At 64.0% G+C, this 18,364-nt stretch carries 16 protein-coding genes; 12 read left to right on the forward strand and 4 right to left on the reverse strand.

The features are described from left to right. The first annotated feature begins 69 nt into the window (after positions 1 to 69). From dnaN to QRM60_RS09660, 11 genes are all read left to right on the forward strand, one after another. A complete protein-coding gene (dnaN, locus tag QRM60_RS09610) occupies positions 70 to 1,170 on the forward strand; it encodes a DNA polymerase III subunit beta (protein WP_011035260.1) in 1,101 nt (366 codons plus the stop codon). An 884-nt stretch (positions 1,171 to 2,054) separates the two neighbouring features. Then, positions 2,055 to 3,161 carry a DNA replication/repair protein RecF gene (gene recF, locus QRM60_RS09615; RefSeq protein WP_115557167.1) on the forward strand — a complete coding sequence of 369 codons (1,107 nt, stop codon included), beginning with the start codon at positions 2,055 to 2,057 and terminating at the stop codon, positions 3,159 to 3,161. Between the two features lie 113 nt (positions 3,162 to 3,274). After that, complete coding sequence (gene gyrB / locus QRM60_RS09620) at positions 3,275 to 5,719, forward strand: DNA topoisomerase (ATP-hydrolyzing) subunit B (protein WP_042595423.1); 2,445 nt, start codon at positions 3,275 to 3,277, stop codon at positions 5,717 to 5,719. 67 nt (positions 5,720 to 5,786) lie between these two features. Continuing rightward, positions 5,787 to 6,623 (forward strand): CPBP family intramembrane glutamic endopeptidase, encoded by an 837-nt coding sequence (locus QRM60_RS09625; protein WP_161962882.1) that lies wholly within the window; start codon positions 5,787 to 5,789, stop codon positions 6,621 to 6,623. A gap of 62 nt (positions 6,624 to 6,685) precedes the next feature. Continuing rightward, positions 6,686 to 7,492: a M48 family metallopeptidase gene (locus QRM60_RS09630; RefSeq protein WP_011035264.1), complete on the forward strand. Its 807-nt coding sequence runs from the start codon at positions 6,686 to 6,688 to the stop codon at positions 7,490 to 7,492. Between the two features lie 138 nt (positions 7,493 to 7,630). Beyond that, entirely contained in the window at positions 7,631 to 8,827 is a 1,197-nt protein-coding gene (locus QRM60_RS09635; RefSeq protein WP_011035265.1) for a tetratricopeptide repeat protein, read from the forward strand. Positions 8,828 to 9,094: 267 nt separating this feature from the next. Beyond that, positions 9,095 to 9,652: an energy transducer TonB gene (locus QRM60_RS09640; protein ID WP_014505935.1), complete on the forward strand. Its 558-nt coding sequence runs from the start codon at positions 9,095 to 9,097 to the stop codon at positions 9,650 to 9,652. An 85-nt stretch (positions 9,653 to 9,737) separates the two neighbouring features. Further along, on the forward strand, positions 9,738 to 10,499 hold the full coding sequence (gene exbB, locus QRM60_RS09645; RefSeq protein WP_011035267.1) for a TonB-system energizer ExbB: 762 nt from the start codon (positions 9,738 to 9,740) through the stop codon (positions 10,497 to 10,499). A gap of 46 nt (positions 10,500 to 10,545) precedes the next feature. Then, positions 10,546 to 10,968: a biopolymer transporter ExbD gene (locus QRM60_RS09650; protein ID WP_011035268.1), complete on the forward strand. Its 423-nt coding sequence runs from the start codon at positions 10,546 to 10,548 to the stop codon at positions 10,966 to 10,968. A 3-nt stretch (positions 10,969 to 10,971) separates the two neighbouring features. Next, complete coding sequence (locus tag QRM60_RS09655; RefSeq protein ID WP_011035269.1) at positions 10,972 to 11,382, forward strand: biopolymer transporter ExbD; 411 nt, start codon at positions 10,972 to 10,974, stop codon at positions 11,380 to 11,382. 1,201 nt (positions 11,383 to 12,583) lie between these two features. Then, positions 12,584 to 12,994, forward strand: coding sequence for a biopolymer transporter ExbD (locus QRM60_RS09660; protein ID WP_285446082.1), 411 nt, complete (start codon positions 12,584 to 12,586; stop codon positions 12,992 to 12,994). Positions 12,995 to 13,070: 76 nt separating this feature from the next. Here the strand turns inward: QRM60_RS09660 and QRM60_RS09665 are convergent, their stop codons facing one another. The 3 genes from QRM60_RS09665 to cls form a co-directional block, all read right to left on the reverse strand. Continuing rightward, the gene (locus QRM60_RS09665; RefSeq protein ID WP_285446083.1) at positions 13,071 to 13,841 is read right to left on the reverse strand and encodes a pyridoxine 5'-phosphate synthase; all 771 of its coding nucleotides are present in this window, start codon (positions 13,839 to 13,841) and stop codon (positions 13,071 to 13,073) included. A gap of 7 nt (positions 13,842 to 13,848) precedes the next feature. Next, the gene (locus tag QRM60_RS09670; protein ID WP_115541431.1) at positions 13,849 to 14,118 is read right to left on the reverse strand and encodes a hypothetical protein; all 270 of its coding nucleotides are present in this window, start codon (positions 14,116 to 14,118) and stop codon (positions 13,849 to 13,851) included. Between the two features lie 74 nt (positions 14,119 to 14,192). Continuing rightward, positions 14,193 to 15,653, reverse strand: a complete 1,461-nt coding sequence (gene cls, locus QRM60_RS09675) for a cardiolipin synthase (protein WP_076038001.1) — start codon at positions 15,651 to 15,653, stop codon at positions 14,193 to 14,195. A gap of 285 nt (positions 15,654 to 15,938) precedes the next feature. Here cls and QRM60_RS09680 point away from each other — a divergent pair, with 285 nt between their 5' ends. Continuing rightward, positions 15,939 to 17,033: a PA0069 family radical SAM protein gene (locus QRM60_RS09680; RefSeq protein ID WP_285446084.1), complete on the forward strand. Its 1,095-nt coding sequence runs from the start codon at positions 15,939 to 15,941 to the stop codon at positions 17,031 to 17,033. Between the two features lie 94 nt (positions 17,034 to 17,127). On the opposite strand, the gene QRM60_RS09685 is transcribed toward QRM60_RS09680, so the two are convergent. After that, a complete protein-coding gene (locus tag QRM60_RS09685; RefSeq protein WP_285446121.1) occupies positions 17,128 to 17,829 on the reverse strand; it encodes a 2OG-Fe(II) oxygenase in 702 nt (233 codons plus the stop codon). Between the last annotated feature and the right edge of the window lie 535 nt (positions 17,830 to 18,364).

Raw genomic sequence — 18,364 nt, forward strand, 5'->3', positions numbered from 1 at the left:
ACGGCCCTACCATCACCACCAAGCTTTTGATTTATTCCACATCTTTAAAGCATAGGGGCACGGAACCACATGCGTTTCACACTGCAGCGCGAAGCCTTCCTCAAGCCGTTGGCCCAGGTGGTCAATGTCGTCGAACGGCGTCAGACATTGCCGGTACTGGCGAACTTGCTGGTGCAGGTGAACAACGGCCAGCTATCGCTGACGGGGACCGACCTGGAAGTCGAAATGATCTCGCGCACCATGGTCGAGGACGCCCAGGACGGCGAAACCACGATCCCGGCGCGCAAGCTGTTCGACATCCTGCGGGCCCTGCCTGACGGCAGCCGCGTCACCGTCTCGCAGACCGGAGACAAGGTCACGGTGCAGGCCGGGCGCAGCCGCTTTACGCTCGCCACGCTACCCGCCAACGACTTCCCGTCGGTGGACGAAGTCGAGGCCACCGAGCGTGTGGCGGTGCCGGAAGCCGGGCTGAAGGAGCTGATGGAGCGCACGGCGTTCGCCATGGCCCAGCAGGACGTGCGTTATTACCTCAACGGCCTGCTGTTCGACCTGCGCGATGGCCTGCTGCGCTGCGTGGCGACCGACGGTCACCGCCTGGCACTGTGCGAGACCGAGCTGGAAAAGTCCGGTAGCGCGAAGCGCCAGATCATCGTGCCGCGCAAGGGCGTGACCGAGCTGCTGCGCTTGCTGGAAGCGGCTGATCGCGATGTCGAGCTGGAACTGGGCCGCAGCCATATCCGCGTCAAGCGCGGCGATGTCACCTTCACCTCGAAGCTGATCGACGGCCGTTTTCCGGATTACGAGGCGGTGATACCGATCGGCGCAGACCGTGAGGTCAAGGTCGACCGCGAGGCGCTGCGTGCGTCACTGCAGCGTGCGGCGATTCTGTCGAACGAAAAGTATCGCGGCGTTCGCGTCGAAGTATCGCCGGGCCAGCTGAAGATCAGCGCGCATAACCCTGAGCAGGAAGAAGCGCAGGAAGAGATCGAGGCCGATACCAAGGTCGATGATCTGGCCATCGGCTTCAACGTGAACTACCTGCTGGATGCGCTGTCTGCACTGCGCGACGAGCACGTGGTGATCCAGCTGCGCGATGCCAATTCGTCGGCGTTGGTGCGTGAGGCCAGCAGCGAGAAGTCCCGCCACGTTGTGATGCCGTTGCGTCTCTGACGCTGCGTTCCACGTGGAACATGAAGGGGCCCGGCTTACGCCGGGCTTTTTTATGGGCCGACGGAACATTGAGGCAGATGGCTCGCTGCCATCAACGTACCTAGCCCTGTACTCGGCGTACCTCGAGCCAACGTGCGTGCCCTGGTTCGATCTGAGATGTCGTGAACGACCGTTGGTGCGAAGTCATGCGGATCGGCTGGGGCAGCGAGCTTCCGCGCAGGCGGGTCAGCTGCTGACTTGTGTCCCGTGGCAACTGGCGGATGTTCCTCGCGCTTGCTCTGGGCCGGCTCTAACGACAGTAAGAGCCATCACGAGCAATCAGGAAAGCGATTGTCGGCTCTCTGCCAATCAAGGCTCCAAAGCACTCGCGGTCGCGTGGCTAGAACACGGCGGCTATCGGCACATGCTCTCTGCCTCGGTTCGCCCTGCTCCGTAAAAGAACTGCCATTGGCATTTGATCTAGGCCATCAGAGATAGAGGTAACCAGCTAACATCTAAGAGACCAGGTCTTCGGAAAGGGATGTCCGTGCGATTGGAGCACGGCTTCGCAAGGCGCTTTTGAGTTATGCACAACGCTCAAAGCTTTTAAATCTAGATAAATCTTAAAAGCTTGGTGGTGATGGTAGGGCCAGATTTCGCCGAAAAGTAGGTTAAGCATCTGTTCTTAAACACTTTTGTGGCCTTGAAACCCTGTGTCTAGACCCGCGCAAACGGCCTGATTACCTGTGGATAAGCGAAACGACCACGGTGGGCGCCAAAACTGTCCACAACTTGTCCCCAGTTTGTTGCCGCGTGACGGAAATGTTTGCCGAAGCACGTCCACTGCCGATCACGTATGCTCCGCCCCGTCCGATGCCGGACTTCAAGGCCAAGCAGACCGATCGATGCATGTAGCGCGGTTGTCCATCCATCGACTTCGTCGCTTCGAAGCAGTCGAGTTTTATCCAGCCAGCACGTTGAATCTGTTGACCGGCGACAACGGTGCCGGCAAGACGAGCGTGCTTGAAGCCCTGCATGTCATGGCCTACGGGCGCAGCTTTCGCGGCCGGGTACGGGACGGGCTGATCCGCCAGGGTGGGCAGGATCTGGAAATCTTCGTCGAATGGCGCGAACGTGCGGGCGACAGCACCGAGCGCACACGCCGTGCCGGCCTGCGGCATAGCGGGCAGGAATGGACCGGCCGCCTGGATGGCGAGGACGTGGCCCAACTCGGGTCGCTGTGTGCCGCACTTGCGGTGGTGACTTTCGAGCCTGGCAGCCATGTGCTGATCAGCGGTGGCGGCGAACCACGGCGGCGTTTCCTGGATTGGGGCTTGTTCCACGTGGAACCTGACTTTCTGGCGCTGTGGCGCCGGTACGCGCGCGCACTCAAGCAGCGCAACGCCTTACTCAAGCAGGGCGCACAGCCGCGGATGCTGGATGCCTGGGATCACGAACTGGCCGAATCCGGCGAAACCCTGACCTCGCGGCGCCTGCAGTACCTGGAGCGGCTGCAGGAACGCCTGATCCCGGTCGCAACGGCCATTGCCCCCTCGCTCGGCCTATTTGCACTGACGTTCGCACCCGGCTGGCGCCGCCATGAGGTTTCGTTGGCGGATGCCCTGCTGCTCGCACGCGAACGCGACCGCCAGAACGGCTACACGTCGCAAGGCCCGCACCGCGCCGACTGGGCGCCGCTGTTTGACGCCCTGCCCGGCAAGGACGCGCTGTCACGGGGGCAGGCCAAGCTCACGGCACTGGCCTGCCTGCTCGCCCAGGCGGAGGATTTCGCGCATGAGCGTGGCGAATGGCCCGTCATGGCGCTGGATGATCTGGGTTCCGAGCTGGATCGTCACCATCAGGCCCGGGTGATCCAGCGTTTGGCCAGCGCGCCGGCGCAGGTGCTGATCACTGCAACTGAACTTCCCCCCGGACTAGCCGACGCCGGCAAGACTCTGCACCGGTTCCACGTGGAACACGGTCAGCTTGTGCCCACGGCCGGCGCCGACTGATCCGCCGCGGCTGGCATGAGCCGGCTGGTATAATTGCCGCGCTATCCCCCTTTTCCCACGCGCGATACGGCTTCCGCCGTCCTCGTGCGTGTTGTGGAGCCAACGGCACGCGCATGACCGACGAACAAACCACACCGCCAACACCCAACGGCACCTACGACTCCAGCAAGATCACCGTGCTGCGTGGCCTCGAAGCCGTCCGCAAGCGCCCCGGCATGTACATCGGCGATGTGCACGACGGCACCGGCCTGCACCATATGGTGTTCGAGGTGGTCGACAACTCGGTCGACGAGGCCCTGGCGGGCCACGCCGATGACATCGTGGTCAAGATCCACGTGGATGGCTCGGTAGCGGTGTCGGACAACGGCCGCGGCGTTCCGGTGGACATCCACAAGGAAGAAGGCGTCTCCGCAGCCGAGGTGATCCTCACCGTGCTGCACGCCGGCGGCAAGTTCGACGACAACAGCTACAAAGTGTCCGGCGGCCTGCACGGCGTGGGCGTCTCGGTGGTCAACGCGCTGTCCGAACACCTGTGGCTGGATATCTGGCGCGACGGCTTCCACTACCAGCAGGAATATGCGCTGGGCGAGCCGCAGTACCCGCTCAAGCAGCTGGAAGCCTCGACCAAGCGCGGCACCACGCTGCGCTTCAAGCCGGCGGTGGAGATCTTCAGCGACGTCGAGTTCCATTACGACATCCTGGCGCGCCGCCTGCGCGAGCTCTCGTTCCTCAATTCCGGCGTCAAGATTGCGCTGATCGACGAGCGCGGCGAAGGCCGGCGCGATGATTTCCACTACGAAGGCGGCATCCGCAGTTTCGTGGAGCATCTGGCCCAGCTCAAGACCCCGCTGCACCCGAATGTGATTTCGGTGACCGGCGAGCACAACGGCATCGTGGTGGACGTGGCCCTGCAATGGACCGACGCCTACCAGGAAACCATGTACTGCTTCACCAACAACATCCCGCAGAAGGATGGCGGCACGCATTTGGCCGGCTTCCGCGGCGCGTTGACGCGCGTGCTGAGCAACTATATCGAGCAGAACGGCATCGCCAAGCAGGCAAAGATCACCCTGACCGGCGACGACATGCGCGAAGGCATGATCGCGGTGCTGTCGGTGAAAGTGCCCGACCCCAGCTTCTCCTCGCAGACCAAGGAGAAACTGGTCAGCTCGGACGTGCGCCCGGCGGTGGAAAATGCCTTCGGTGCGCGCCTGCAGGAATTCCTGCAGGAAAACCCGAACGAAGCCAAGGCCATCACCGGCAAGATCGTCGATGCCGCCCGGGCCCGTGAAGCCGCCCGCAAGGCGCGCGATCTGACCCGCCGCAAGGGCGCGCTGGATATCGCCGGCCTGCCGGGCAAGCTGGCCGATTGCCAGGAAAAGGATCCGGCTCTGTCCGAGCTGTTCATCGTCGAGGGTGACTCGGCAGGTGGCTCGGCCAAGCAGGGCCGCAACCGCAAGAACCAGGCGGTGCTGCCGCTGCGCGGCAAGATCCTCAACGTCGAACGCGCGCGCTTCGATCGCATGCTGGCCTCCGACCAGGTGGGCACGCTGATTACCGCGCTGGGCACCGGCATCGGCCGCGACGAGTACAACCCGGACAAGCTGCGCTACCACCGCATCATCCTGATGACCGACGCCGACGTGGACGGCTCGCACATCCGCACGCTGCTGCTCACGTTCTTCTACCGGCAGATGCCGGAGCTGATCGAGCGCGGTTACATCTACATCGGCCTGCCGCCGCTGTACAAGCTCAAGCAGGGCAAGAGCGAGCTGTATCTCAAGGACGATGCCGCGCTCAACGCCTATCTGGCCAGCAGCGCGGTCGAGGGTGCAGCGTTGATCCCGGCCAGCGACGAGCCGCCGATCACCGGCGAGGCGCTGGAAAAACTGCTGCTGCTGTTCGCTGGCGCCAAGGAGGCCATTGCCCGCAATGCCCACCGCTACGACCCGGCGCTGTTGACCGCGTTGATCGACCTGCCGCCGCTGGACGTGGTGCAGCTGCAGGCCGAAGGCGACGTGCATCCCACGCTGGATGCGCTGCAGGCAGTGCTCAACCGCGGCACCCTGGGCACGGCGCGCTATCAGCTGCGCTTCGATCCGGCCACCGACAGTGCCGCCGCCTCGCTGGTGTCGGTGCGCAAGCACATGGGCGAGGAATTCACCCAGGTGCTGCCGATGGGCGCGTTCGAAAGTGGCGAACTGCGTCCGCTGCGCGAGGTTGCGCTGGCGCTGCATGGCTTGGTGCGCGAAGGCGCTCAGATCCTGCGTGGCAACAAGAGCCACCCGATCACCAGCTTTGCGCAGGCGCAAGCCTGGCTGCTGGAAGAGGCCAAGCGGGGCCGCCAGGTGCAGCGCTTCAAGGGCCTGGGCGAAATGAACGCCGAGCAGTTGTGGGAAACCACGGTCAATCCGGACACGCGGCGCCTGCTGCAGGTGCGCATTGAAGACGCCGTGGCGGCCGACCAGATCTTCAGCACCTTGATGGGCGATGTGGTGGAACCGCGCCGCGACTTCATCGAGGACAACGCGCTGAAGGTTTCCAACCTGGATATCTGATCCGCCGCCTGCACCGCCGCATCGCCACGCGCGATGTGGCGGTGTGCGCCGGCCTGCAGGGATGACGATGAGCGCAGTTCTTCCGCCTTCCCCGGCGCCGGTTTCGGTGCCCGGTCCACCGTCACTGCGGTCCGCCGTGCTCGGTTTCTGCATCGATCTGCTGATCGCCATCGGCCTGTTGCTGCTGTTGAGCGTGGCCGGCTTTGCGGTGTGGGGCTTTCTGCGCAGCATGGGAGAGGTGCAGGCCGTGCGTGCGCAGGGCGGCAGCCCCTCCCCGGCCGCGATCATGGCCGCCATCGGCCAACCGGGCGTCATGGTGCAGCTGCTGATCGCGCTGGTCAGCACTGCGACTCCGGCGGTGCTGCTGTACTTCTGGCGTCGCCGTGCCACGCCTGCCGAACAGGCGACGTCGCGTGCCGCGATCCGGCGCCGGTCGACCTGGGGCTGGATTGCGGCCGTGGCCGCCAGCGTGTTCATGCTCAGCAATCTGGTCAGCGTTCTGGCCTCGGCGCTGGGCATCAAGCCGGTGCCGACCAACCTGCCGCTGATGGAAGAAGCCATCAAGCAATGGCCGCTGGCGCTGGTCGTCTTTGCGGTCGCCATTGCACCGGCCTACGAAGAACTGCTGTTCCGGCGCGTGTTGTTCGGGCGTCTGCTGGCGGCCGGGCGGCCGTGGCTGGGCGTGGTGCTCAGCAGCCTGACCTTCGCCCTGGTGCACGAAGTGCCCGGCATCAGCGGCAATGGCGTGGTTGCCATCGCCCAACTGTGGCTGGTCTACGGCGGCATGGGCGCGGCGTTTGCATGGCTGTATTGGCGCACCGGCACGCTGTGGGCGCCGATCCTGGCGCATGGGATCAACAACGCGACCGCCCTGGCAGCCCTGTACTTTTTCGGTCTCGGCTGACCCGCTTGACGAAAAGTTAAGACGACCCTGCCAAAATGCCCCCAGGGTTCAAGGGGGATTGAATGAAAGCCAGGTTGTTGATCGTTGTTGCCGTCCTCGCGTTGACGGCGTGCGCCACCACTACTTCGCCAACCGGCCGCCGTCAGGTGGTAGGCGGCGTGACGCAAGACCAGCTCGACAAGCTTGGCGCGGAGTCCTTCGCGCAGACCAAGGCCAAGGAAAAAGTCAGCACCGACGGCAAGCAGAACGCCTATGTGCAGTGCGTGGTCAATGCCCTGGTCGCGCAGTTGCCGCCGCAATGGCGCGAGACGCGTTGGGAGACCGCGCTGTTTGTCGACGACGAAGCCAATGCCTTCGCCCTGCCCGGTGGCAAGGTCGGTGTGAACACCGGCATTTTCACTGTGGCCAAGACCCAGGACCAGCTGGCCGCCGTGCTCGGGCATGAAATCGGGCACGTGATCTCGCGCCACCACGAAGAACGCATCACCCGCCAGCTCGGCGCCCAGACCGGCCTGGGCATCATCGGCGCGCTGGCCGGCGCGGCCTATGGCGATGGCGCCGCCAGTGCGGTGAACCAGGTGGGCGGCATGACCGCGCAAACCGTCTTCCTGTTGCCTGGCTCACGCACCCAGGAAAGCGAGGCCGACGTGGTCGGCCAGCGCCTGATGGCGCAAGCCGGCTTCGACCCGGCCCAGGCGGTGAGCCTGTGGCAGAACATGATGGCCGCCAGCGGCAACCGTCAGCCGCAGTGGTTGTCCACCCACCCGGACCCGGCCAACCGCATCCGTGAACTGCAGGCCGACGTCAATGCCTTGCAACCGGTGTATCAGCAGGCCCGACAGGACGGTCGAGTGCCCCGTTGTGGGTAATCGCGCCGATGCTGCACCACAGCACGGAAACCGTTTTCGGGAACTGAGACTTTCTGCTAAGTTTGCCGGCTCAGAATTTTCGTACAGCTTCCATTCCGCTTTTCGTACCGCCCAACGGCGGCTCGTCCGAGGTGAATCATGAAACTGCTCAACCGCAAGCACGCCCTGTTGTCCCTGATCATCGCCGCATCGCTGGGCGGGGCTGTCGTTACCGATGCGGTCGCGCAGTCGGACCGCTCGACCGAGCGGGCCAACCGCAAGTCCAAGAACAGCGGCAAGGCCGAAGAGCTGTACCCGCAGTCCACCCGCACCGCGCCGACCATCAAGCCGTCGTCCAAGCTGGGCAGCAAGCTGCAGAAGCTGATCGAAACCTTCAACAAGGGCGAGGATTTCCCTGCGGTGCGGGCACAGGCCGACGAGATCCTGGCCAACAGCGCTGCCAACGAAGCCGACAAGGCGCTGGCCGGCCAGCTGGCCGCCCAGGCGGCGTACAACATGGACGACACCGCCGCTGCCAAGACCTATCTGCAGCAGGCCATCGCACTGAACGCGCTGGACAACAACGGCCAGTTCCAGTCGATGCTGATGCTGGCGCAGCTGCAGTTGCAGGATGACCAGCAGGCCGAAGGTCTGGCCACGCTGGACAAGTACCTGGACGAGAGCAAGTCGCAGCGCCCGGAAGATCTGATCCTCAAGGGCCAGGCGCTATACCAGGCCGAGCGCTACAAGGAAGCCATTCCGGTGCTCAAGCAGGCCATCGCCGCCTCGCCCGAACCCAAGGACACGTGGAACCAGCTGCTGATGGCGTCCTACGCCGAAGCCGGCCAGACCGGTGAAGCCGTGGCCGCCGCCGAAGCGCTGGCCGCCAAGACGCCCAACGACAAGAAGGCCCAGCTCAATCTGGCCAGCATGTACATGCAGGCCGACCAGATGGACAAGGCGGCCGGGGTGATGGACAAGCTGCGTGCCTCCGGTCAGCTGACCGAAGAGAAGGAATACAAGCAGCTGTACTCGATCTACGCCAACACCGAGAACAAGGAAAAGGACGTCATCGCCGTCATCACCGAGGGCATGCAGAAGGGCATTCTCAAGCCTGACTACCAGACCTACCTCGCGTTGGCGCAGTCGTACTACTACAGCGAAGACGTGCCGAAGGCGATCGAGAATTGGCAGAAGGCCGCCCCCCTCTCCAAGGACGGCGAGACCTATCTGAATCTGGCCAAGGTGCTGCATTCGGAAGGACGCATCCCCGAGGCCAAGCAGGCCGCACAGCAGGCGATCGCCAAGGGTGTTAAAAAACCCGAAGACGCCAAGAAGATCATCAATCTGAAGTAAAAAAAGAAAATAAACCCCCGAAATCCCTGTGTTTTTAGTGGTTACAGGACTCGGGATTGGTATAAGCTTGGGAGTTCCTGCGGTGTCAAAGCCGTCCGAAAACCTGGGGATCATCACAGTGATCCGGGCCCCCACTGAAAGAGCCATTGGCGCATGACGGAACAACTCGTTATCCACAGGCATGACTATGATGCCGGGAACCAGGGTCTGAGCTGGGCCCGCATTATCGGCATTGCTTTCGTAATTGCCCTGCACCTTACTGCATTGATGATGTTGCTGATCCCTGCAGTCGCGCCGAAGGCTCCGGCCGAGAAGGAGCGCACCACCATGGTCACCTTGGTGGATGCACCGCCTCCTCCCCCGCCGCCGCCGCCGCCGCCGCCGCCGGAAGACAAGCCGCCACCGCCGGTCAAGAATCTGTCGCCGCCGAAGCCGTCACCGGTTCCGCCGCCGCCGGAAGCTCCGGTGGTCGACGTTCCCGAACCGCGTCCGAGCGATATCGTCACGCCGCCGAGCCCGCCAGCTCCGCCGGCTCCACCGAGTGACATCGGTGCCAGCGTCGATATCTCGTCCAAGAACATGAACCCACCGAAGTACCCGCCGGCCGCATTCCGTGCCGGTGTCCAAGGTGAGGTCATCCTGATCGTGGATGTGGATGCCAACGGCAACGTGACCAATGTGTCGGTCGAAAAGTCCAGCCGCAACCGCGACCTTGACCGTGCCGCGATGGACGCAGCACGCAAGTGGAAGTTCAACGCCTCCACTGTCAATGGGCAGAAAGCCGCCGGCCGCGTCCGCGTTCCGGTCAACTTTGCTCTGAACTGATCCCACGGGCCGGCTGCGGCCGGCCCAGGATCCTGTCTTCCTTTCGCTCCACCCTTCATCACCACACACAACAAAGGTAAGCGTCATGCTGCAGGAATTCGTTATCGCCGCCGCTGCAGGGGGCTCCAATCCGTCGGCCGCTCTTTCGCAGATGGGCTTTGAGCACCTGATCACCGAAATGACCTCCAGCCCCGGCGACTTCGCCGTGTCCTGGGTCGTTCTGATCACCCTGATCGCCATGTCCGCTGCCTCCTGGTACTGGACTGTCATCAACATCTTCCGCGCCACCCGTCTGAAGAGCGCGGCTGACCGCGTCACCACCGCGTTCTGGGATGCCCCGAATGCACAGGACGCCATCCGCGCTATGGAAGAGCAGCCGGCTTCCGAGCCGTTCTCCAAGATCGCACTGGATGCAGCCCAAGCTGCTGCGCACCACCAGCGTGCCGAAGGCAGCACCGGCGGTATGGGCGAGAGCCTGAGCCGTTCGGAGTTCGTCGACCGCGCTCTGCGTCAGGCCGTGACCCGCGAAAGCACCAAGCTGCAGTCGGGCATGACCCTGCTGGCGACCGTCGGTGCAACCGCGCCGTTCGTCGGTCTGCTCGGTACCGTGTGGGGCATCTACGGCGCGCTGATCAAGATCGGTGCAACCGGTTCGGCCTCCATCGACGCCGTTGCCGGCCCGGTGGGTGAAGCGCTGATCATGACCGCGATCGGTCTGTTCGTCGCAATCCCGGCCGTGTTCGCGTTCAACTTCTTCTCCAAGGTCAACAGCTCGGTGATCGCCAAGTTCGACACCTTTGCCCACGACCTGCACGACTTCTTCGCAACCGGTTCGCGCGTTCGCTAATCCGGTAGTAAAGAACGCCTTCGCAACGATTTAGACGGAGCCCGTTATGGCCTTCAGTAGTGGAAACAGCGGCGGCCCGATGGCCGACATCAATGTGACGCCCCTCGTGGACGTCATGTTGGTGCTGCTGATCATCTTTATCATTACGGCACCGCTGATGTCCCACAAGGTCAAGGTGGAGCTGCCAGAGGCCAACTTGATCCAGAAGGAAGATGCGGAGAAGCGCGCCGCACCGATCACCCTGGCCGTCAAGGAAGACGGGTCGCTGTACTGGAACGACGAGCCGATCTCCAAGGAAGCCCTGGAGTCGCGCCTGTCCACCGCCGCACAGCAGACCCCGCAACCGCCGCTCAACTTGCGCGGCGACCGCACCACCAAGATGCGTACGATCAACGAGATCACCAAGATCGCGCAGGGTCAGGGCATGTTGGACGTCGGCTTCGTTGCAACCAAAGAGAAGGGGCAGTAAGCCATGGCATTCAGTACCGGTGGAAACCGCGGCCCAATGGCCGACATCAACGTCACGCCCCTCGTGGACGTGATGTTGGTGCTGCTGATCATCTTCATCGTGACCGCGCCGATCATGACCTACCCGATCGCCGTGGATCTGCCGCAGCGGGTGCTCAACCCGCCACCGCAGACGACCGAACCGCCGCCGCCGATCGAATTGCGGATCGACGCCAGCAACCAGGTGTTCTGGAACAACAGCCCGACCCCGGTCGCGCAGTTGCAGCAGAAGATGGAAGAAGTGGTGCAGGCCGATCCGACCAATCAGCCGGAGCTGCGCATCGATGCCAACGAGGATGCTGAGTACGAGGTGATGGCCAAGGTCCTCGCCGCGGCGAAGAACTCGCAGATGAAGAAAATCGGCTTCATGCAGTAAGACATCGCACGACCGCAACACAACAGTCATGACGCGACTGCAAACGCCACCGGAAACGGTGGCGTTTTTTGTGTGCGGTGATGACGGAAGGGTGCTGCGCATGCACGTTCGATGCTGCCAATCAAATAGTGGATGCAATCGATGCGTTGTTGTTGATCCACATGTGCGGATGGCAGCGATGCGATGTTGAAACGACCTCGCTGATGAAGCGTTGATTGGCAGCCATCGCCCGCTGCTGGTGTTTCTGTAGGTGCAGCGGTGCGTCTGATGCAGGCCATACTCAAGGCATCTTGCGCTGCGTACCTATCAAGCGAGTCTTGAGAAAAGGCGTGCGTTGCGATGCGTTGGCAAGCAATCGCACTAGCTGCAGATCGCTTTTATCGCATCGCATCAAACGTCGTGCGTTATCGCCGAAATGCGTTTGCACACAGAGATGCACTAAGTAGTGCCGCGCACACGCAACGAGCTTGTGACTCGTTCTTGCGATTTCCATGACCAACCAAACAGCTGACACGTGCATTCGAACGTGTGTGCAGTGGCTTGATGGGATGCCTTGATGAGCTGACATGCAGAGCGACGTTCGCATGAGATCGACGAACGCTCGCACATGCAAACCTGACGTGCGTGTCCGCACATTCCGCTCCAAGTCTGGTCGTCATTCGTCTTGAGCGTACTTTCTCTCGAAGTACGGAGCATGCAGTTTCGTTAGAACCTGATTCCGCCCAATACGCGCCACCTGCTGGCGTCGGCCGTGGCAACACCCAAGCGGCAAGCGCCATCCAATGGGTAAGTAGTGAAGCGATGGATGACATGCCGAGCGGCGTTCGCATGCGATCTGCGGACGCTCATACATTCAAACCTGACATCCATTTAGAAACGCACTTCCACTCCACCGAAACGCATCCGCCTTTCGGGCAACCTCTTCTTGAACATAGAATCTGATGCCTAGTCGGCGCTGAGTCCATCAATGCTGGCAACATCGTGTTGCCGCCTCCAAAAGCTCATGGCCATTTCGAGTACGGAGAGGCACGGGCTGAGTGGGTACGAAAGTGCTTGGGCGAAGCGCGATTGCACGCATCGCAAGCTCGACTGCGCGGCCGATGCGCTATGTGAGCCACAGCTGCCCCGCCCCTTCCAACCCGCAATCCCGGGTGTATGCTCGATCGTGCAGCACCCACAACCACAGCACGGGAGGCAGGTCATGGCTTTCAGTACGACAGGGAACCGGGAGCCACTGGCGGATATCAACGTCACGCCATTGGTCGATGTCATGTTGGTGTTGTTGATCATTTTTATCGCGACCGCGCCCATGCTGGCCCGGCCGATCGTGGTGGATCTGCCACAGCGCACGCCGCAACAGTTGGTGCAGGCCGCGCCGCCCGAACCAATCGCCTTACGGCTGGATGCCGACGGCCAGGTATTCTGGAACGCCAGCCCATTGCCGCTGCAGCAACTGCAGGCCCGCTTGAGCGAAGAAATGCAGGTGGCAAGCGGCCAGCAACAGCCGGAGTTGCGCATCACCGCCAGCCCTGACGCGCAGTACGCGGTGCTGGCCAAGGTGCTGGCGGCGGCCAAGAACGCGCAGGTCAACCGGATCAGTTTCGTGCAGTAAGTCCCGCAGCTGCGCGCCCATGACGCCGCGCAGCTGCATGTTGCGTGGACTGCGCGCGGCTCGCTAAATCCCGTGCCTAGGCGGCTGTGGTTGCGCCGTTAGCTATGATCGCCAGGTAGGCGCGCACGGTCGGTTCCAGGCCCTGATACAGCGCCTCGCCGATCAAGGCGTGGCCGATCGAGACCTCCAGGACGCCGGGAACGCCGGCCAGAAAATCGGCCAGGTTGTGCTGAGACAGATCGTGGCCGGCATTGATCCCCAGGCCGGCCGCGTGGGCACGCCTGGCGGCACCGGCGAACAGGGCCAGGGACGGTTGCGCTTGGCCGTGTTGATGGGCCTCGGCATACGGGCCGGTGTACAGCTCGATGCGATCGGCACCCAGCGCGGCCGCCTGCGCAATCTCAGGATTACCGGCATCCACGAATAGGCTCACGCGGCAGCCGAGAGTCTTGAAGGCGGCAATCAACGGCGCTAGCCGCGCGCCGTCGCGGGCGAAATCCACGCCATGGTCGGAGGTGAGTTGGCCGTCGCCATCCGGCACCAGGGTGACCTGTTGCGGCCGCGTGGCCTGGCAGAGTTCCAGCAAACCCGGATAGCCGGCGCGCGGCGGGGCGAACGGATTGCCTTCGATGTTGAATTCCACGCCATGCGTGCGCGTCAGTGTGCTGAGCGCGTAGACATCGTCAGCGCGGATATGCCGTTGGTCCGGGCGCGGATGCACGGTGATGCCCTGGGCGCCGGCTGCAATGCAGCTGCGCGCGGCCTGCACCACATCCGGGTCCAGACCGCCGCGCGAATTGCGCAGCACTGCGATCTTGTTGACGTTGACGCTGAGGTGAGTGCTCACGTGCTGCTCAGGCCTGCGGCTCGCCGTCGCGTGCGGCAGCCAGTGCAGCGGCCTTGCGGGCTTCGGCCAGCTCGCGCAGCCGGCGCAGTTCGGCTGGATCGATCATGCTGCCGGTGTCGCGCTGGGTATCGCCCATGCGTACGGCGAACCAGCCGCGGGTCCACAGCAGCAACAGCAGCAGTGCCACCAGCAGCGACACCACCAGCAACCACACGTGCGGCGTGCTGAAGGCCAGCACCAGCGCACCCAGTGCCATAAGCAGAAACAGCCAGTGCATGACGAGCTCCCCGTTGAGTGGCGGCAGTGTAGCGCTGCGCCCGGCGTGGTTCCACGTGGGGCGCAGCGCGGTGGTCAGAGCAGCGGCGACAGCAGCCGCGCGAAGGCTTCCGGCAGGCGCGAGCGCCAGAACGGCCGGCGCAGGTTGAAGCGCACCTCCTGCGCCTGGGCCATGTCGGTGCCAATCATGCCGGCGAGCTCGGCGGCCACTGCCTGGTCGCGGAACAGCATCGACAGCTCGAAGTTCAGCCGGAAACTGCGGCTGTCGAAATTGGCGCTGCCAACGATGCAGACATCGTCGTCTGCGATCAGCGCCTTGGTGTGCAGCATGCGCGGGCCGTACTCGTAGATGCGCACGCCGGCCTCCAGCAGTTCATCGAAATACGAACGCGCAGCATAGGTGACCAGGCGCGAGTCGCTGACGCGCGGAATCAGCAGGCGCACGTCCAGCCCGCCCAGCGCCGCAGAGGTGAGCGCCATGCGCGCGGCCTCGCCCGGAACGAAGTACGGCGTGACTAGCCAGACCCGATGCCTGGCCTCATGGATGGCGGCCACCATCAGCCGGTGGATCGCCTCCCAGGACGAATCCGGGCCGGACACCAGCACCTGCGCATCGATGCTGCCCTGCTTGCGGGTGGGCACATCCTCCGGCCACAGCTGCTGGCCATGGAAGGCGCCTTTGGCCTGGCGGGTGGCGTAGAGCCAGTCCTCCAGGAACACCAGCTGCAGGCTGCGCACCACGTGGCCCTGCAGACGCACATGCAGGTCGCGAAACGCGTCGGGGCGAACCTGTTCGTTCTCTTCGTCGGTGACATTGATGCCGCCGGTGAAGGCGATGCGGCCGTCGATGACGATCAACTTGCGGTGCGTACGCAGGTTCAGCCACGGGCGCTTGAACGGCTTGAGCAGCTGGGTGGGATGGAACCAGGCGGTCTCCACGCCGGCCGCACGCAGCGTGCGCAAGGTGCGCCGGGTCATCGCCGAGGAGCCGACCGCATCCATCAACAGCCGTACCTTGACCCCCGCCCGCGCGCGCTCCATCAAGGCCTCGCAGATCGGCATGCCGCTGCGGTCGGGCTGGAAAATGTAGTACTCCAGGTGGATGTGGTCGCGCGCGCGCGTGATCGCCTCGATGATCGCCGCATAGGTGGACGCGCCATCCACCAGCCACAGCGCTTCGGTGGCGCTGCTTGGGGCCAGGCCGGTGGTGGATTGGGCGATCTTGGCCAGCTCGGTGCAATCGGCATCGGGCGGACACACGCTGCTGTAGCTTTCCATGCCCGAACGCGACCGCCCGCGGCGTAGACGCTGGCGTTTGACCTTCTGGGGGCCCAGCCAGTAGTAGATCAGCAGGCCCAGATACGGCAGCGCGGCCAGCGACAGCACCCAGCTCAGCGTGGCCACCGGCTCGCGCTTCTGCAGGATGATCCAGCTGACGATCCACAGCAGATACAGCACGTAGGCGGCGAAGAGGAGCGCTTTGAGGTGGGGAATGTCGGCCAGCCAATCCCACGCGCCCTGTGCAAGTGCGAGCATGCGCGGATTCTACGGCGCACACGCTCTGCTGCGATGACTGCCGGCTGCTGCCCTGGCGATCCTGGCAGCACATGCGCGGGCGAGCTGGGGATTCGGGCTCAATGAGCGAAGCCACGTCTTGTTTTCGGTATGGGGCCGACCGAACGTCGTGCTGCAGTGCCCGTTGCCGAGGCGAGCGTTCTACCCAGACATTGCAGGCAGCACATCGAACACGAAGGCTGAAACCTTTATCCGTGCAGCGGGCTGATCCCAGCAGGTGAGACGCGGCCGCCGTAGCATGCCGGCATGGCAAGCGCGATCAAGGGCCGGGGTGCGACCGGCCATCTGCCCGGACGGTTCGAGGTCACCACGCCGCAGGCGGTGGACGATGGCTGGCACGTGGACGACAGCGACGAGTTCGCGCCGCCCGCATTGCGCACCCAGGTCACCGACGAGACCGCGCGCAGCATCATCAGCCGCAACCAGTCGCCGGACATCGGGTTCTCGCAGTCGGTCAATCCGTATCGCGGCTGCGAACATGGCTGCAGCTACTGTTTCGCACGGCCCTCGCATGCCTACCTCAACCTCTCGCCGGGGCTGGATTTCGAAACGCGGCTGTTCGCCAAGACCAATGCGCCGGAGCTGCTGCGCCGCGAACTGGCGCGGCCCAGTTACGTGCCCAGCCCGATCGCACTGGGCATCAACACCGACGCCTACCAGCCGATCGAGCGCAAGCGCGGGTTGACCCGGCAGTTGATCGAAGTGCTGTGGGAGGCGCGGCACCCGTTCACGCTGATCACCAAGAACGCCCTGGTCACGCGGGATCTGGATTTGCTGGTGCCGCTGGCACGCGCGCGCCTGGTCAATGTGCACTTCTCGGTGACCACGCTGGATCCGCATCTGTCGGCCAGGCTGGAACCGCGTGCGTCCGCGCCGCATGCGCGCCTGCGCGCGATGCGCAGCCTGCACGAGGCCGGCGTGCCGGTCGGGGTGATGGCCGCGCCGGTGATTCCGTGGATCAACGATCACGAGCTGGAAGCGATCCTGCAGGCCGCCGCCCATGCCGGCGCCAGCAGTGCCGGTTACGTGCTGCTGCGCCTGCCGCACGAGGTGGCGCCGTTGTTCCGCGAGTGGCTACAGACCCATCACCCGCAGCGCGCCGAGCACGTGATGAGCACCATCGCCCAGCTACGCGGCGGCAAGGACTACGACAGCACCTTCGGCACACGCATGCGCGGCCAGGGCGTGTACGCAGATCTGCTGGCGCGCCGCTTCGCGCTGGCGCATCGGCGCGCCGGCTTCGACACCCGCCGCGCCCCGCCGTTGGATACCGAACAATTCCGCCGCCCTGCACCGCCGCCCAAACCGGTCAAGGACTCGCCGCAGGGTCAGCTGTTTTAGAGCGGGGAATCGGGAGTGGGGAATCGGGATTCGCAACGGCGATAGCCACCGCAACAGCGCAGGTCTGCTGGTGCGATTCTCCATTGCCGATTCCCTATTCCCCGCCGTACAGCGCCTGCGCCGATTGGAACAAAATCCAGCTGGTGGCGATGAACTTGTCGCCGCCGACCGGGCGGTTGCCGCGGTGGGTGTGGGTGAAGGCGGTGGGGGCGATCAGCAGGCTGCCGGTGCGTGGGCGCGCCTTGCGGTGCTGGAACAGGAATTCGGTCTCGCCCTGTTCGAACTCCTCGTTGAGATACAGCGTCCATAGCAAATGGCGGTGCAGGGTCTCGGCACCGGCGTCGCGCGGATACAGTTCGCAGTGCCAGTACGGGTAGCCGCCCTGGTCGGCCAGATACCACTGCAGGTTGATGGCGCCCGGGCGCAGGCAGGTGCGCGCCAGGTCGCTCAAGGCCGCATCGCTCATCTGCGCGATGTCCTCGGCGACCAATCGGTGCGGAGTGCCGTCTGCGGTGGTGACCTGCAGCATCAACGGCGAAATCAACGCCTGCGGATACTGCCGCAGGTAGCGGAGCAGGCCCTCGAAGACGGCCTGTTGCAGACGGCTATCCACCGCCGCCCAGTCGGCCAGGCCGCTGATGCGTAGATCGCGGCTGTGCTTGAGGTCCGGGAACACGCCGCTGCCGATGCGGCCCGGCTGCAGCTGCTGGCTGTCGCGCATGCGTTGCACGATCGCCGCGCAGTCGTCGCGCGAAACGGCATCGTCGGTGATCTGGATGAAGTCGGGTTGGTCCATACGCAGGACCATAGCAACGTCGTCGCTGTGCTGCACAGCTCTGGCTGCCGGTGCGGCACGCTCACGCACGCGGCGTCTGCGCAGCGACGATGATCGTTGCGCTGCGCCACGGCGAGGCCAGAGCGATGTCGTGCCATTGGTCGTGGTGTTGATGCCCGCGGCGGCGCACCGCAATCAGCGACCAACATGCAGGAGCGACGATGCATCACTGGCTGCAACGCGAGGTCGCGCAACTCGCCTGTTCCGTAAAAGCAAAGTGGCTGTTGCGCATGCGCGCAAGGTCGGCGGTGCGGTTGCGCTGCACTAACCTTCGGCCGGGATCTTCGCGCCGACATGGGGAGGTCCTGGATGTTGCATCGCCAAGCTCCCGTGCGTGCCAGTGCGCGCGTCGCTATCTGCCACGCCGTAGCGCGATGTACTGCTGCCATAACCAGGAAAACAGTGCTCGGGCTTTGATCGACTTTTACAGCGCATTCGCAGCCGCGCCTCAAAGCAAACGGCCCATTGAGGCGACGCCCTACGGCTCCGCCAGCTC

The organism is Xanthomonas sp. fls2-241-TYG-148 (assembly GCF_030208815.1).
Lineage (GTDB): Bacteria > Pseudomonadota > Gammaproteobacteria > Xanthomonadales > Xanthomonadaceae > Xanthomonas > Xanthomonas campestris.

Bases quoted from the DNA above. Each gene is read 5' to 3' on its own strand.
- dnaN (WP_011035260.1), top strand. From the start codon at position 70: ATGCGTTTCACACTGCAGCGCGAAGCCTTCCTCAAGCCGTTGGCCCAG.
- recF (WP_115557167.1), top strand. From the start codon at position 2,055: ATGCATGTAGCGCGGTTGTCCATCCATCGACTTCGTCGCTTCGAAGCA.
- gyrB (WP_042595423.1), top strand. From the start codon at position 3,275: ATGACCGACGAACAAACCACACCGCCAACACCCAACGGCACCTACGAC.
- QRM60_RS09625 (WP_161962882.1), top strand. From the start codon at position 5,787: ATGAGCGCAGTTCTTCCGCCTTCCCCGGCGCCGGTTTCGGTGCCCGGT.
- QRM60_RS09630 (WP_011035264.1), top strand. From the start codon at position 6,686: ATGAAAGCCAGGTTGTTGATCGTTGTTGCCGTCCTCGCGTTGACGGCG.
- QRM60_RS09635 (WP_011035265.1), top strand. From the start codon at position 7,631: ATGAAACTGCTCAACCGCAAGCACGCCCTGTTGTCCCTGATCATCGCC.
- QRM60_RS09640 (WP_014505935.1), top strand. From the start codon at position 9,095: ATGATGTTGCTGATCCCTGCAGTCGCGCCGAAGGCTCCGGCCGAGAAG.
- exbB (WP_011035267.1), top strand. From the start codon at position 9,738: ATGCTGCAGGAATTCGTTATCGCCGCCGCTGCAGGGGGCTCCAATCCG.
- QRM60_RS09650 (WP_011035268.1), top strand. From the start codon at position 10,546: ATGGCCTTCAGTAGTGGAAACAGCGGCGGCCCGATGGCCGACATCAAT.
- QRM60_RS09655 (WP_011035269.1), top strand. From the start codon at position 10,972: ATGGCATTCAGTACCGGTGGAAACCGCGGCCCAATGGCCGACATCAAC.
- QRM60_RS09660 (WP_285446082.1), top strand. From the start codon at position 12,584: ATGGCTTTCAGTACGACAGGGAACCGGGAGCCACTGGCGGATATCAAC.
- QRM60_RS09670 (WP_115541431.1), bottom strand. From the start codon at position 14,118: ATGCACTGGCTGTTTCTGCTTATGGCACTGGGTGCGCTGGTGCTGGCC.
- cls (WP_076038001.1), bottom strand. From the start codon at position 15,653: ATGCTCGCACTTGCACAGGGCGCGTGGGATTGGCTGGCCGACATTCCC.
- QRM60_RS09680 (WP_285446084.1), top strand. From the start codon at position 15,939: ATGGCAAGCGCGATCAAGGGCCGGGGTGCGACCGGCCATCTGCCCGGA.
- QRM60_RS09685 (WP_285446121.1), bottom strand. From the start codon at position 17,829: ATGGACCAACCCGACTTCATCCAGATCACCGACGATGCCGTTTCGCGC.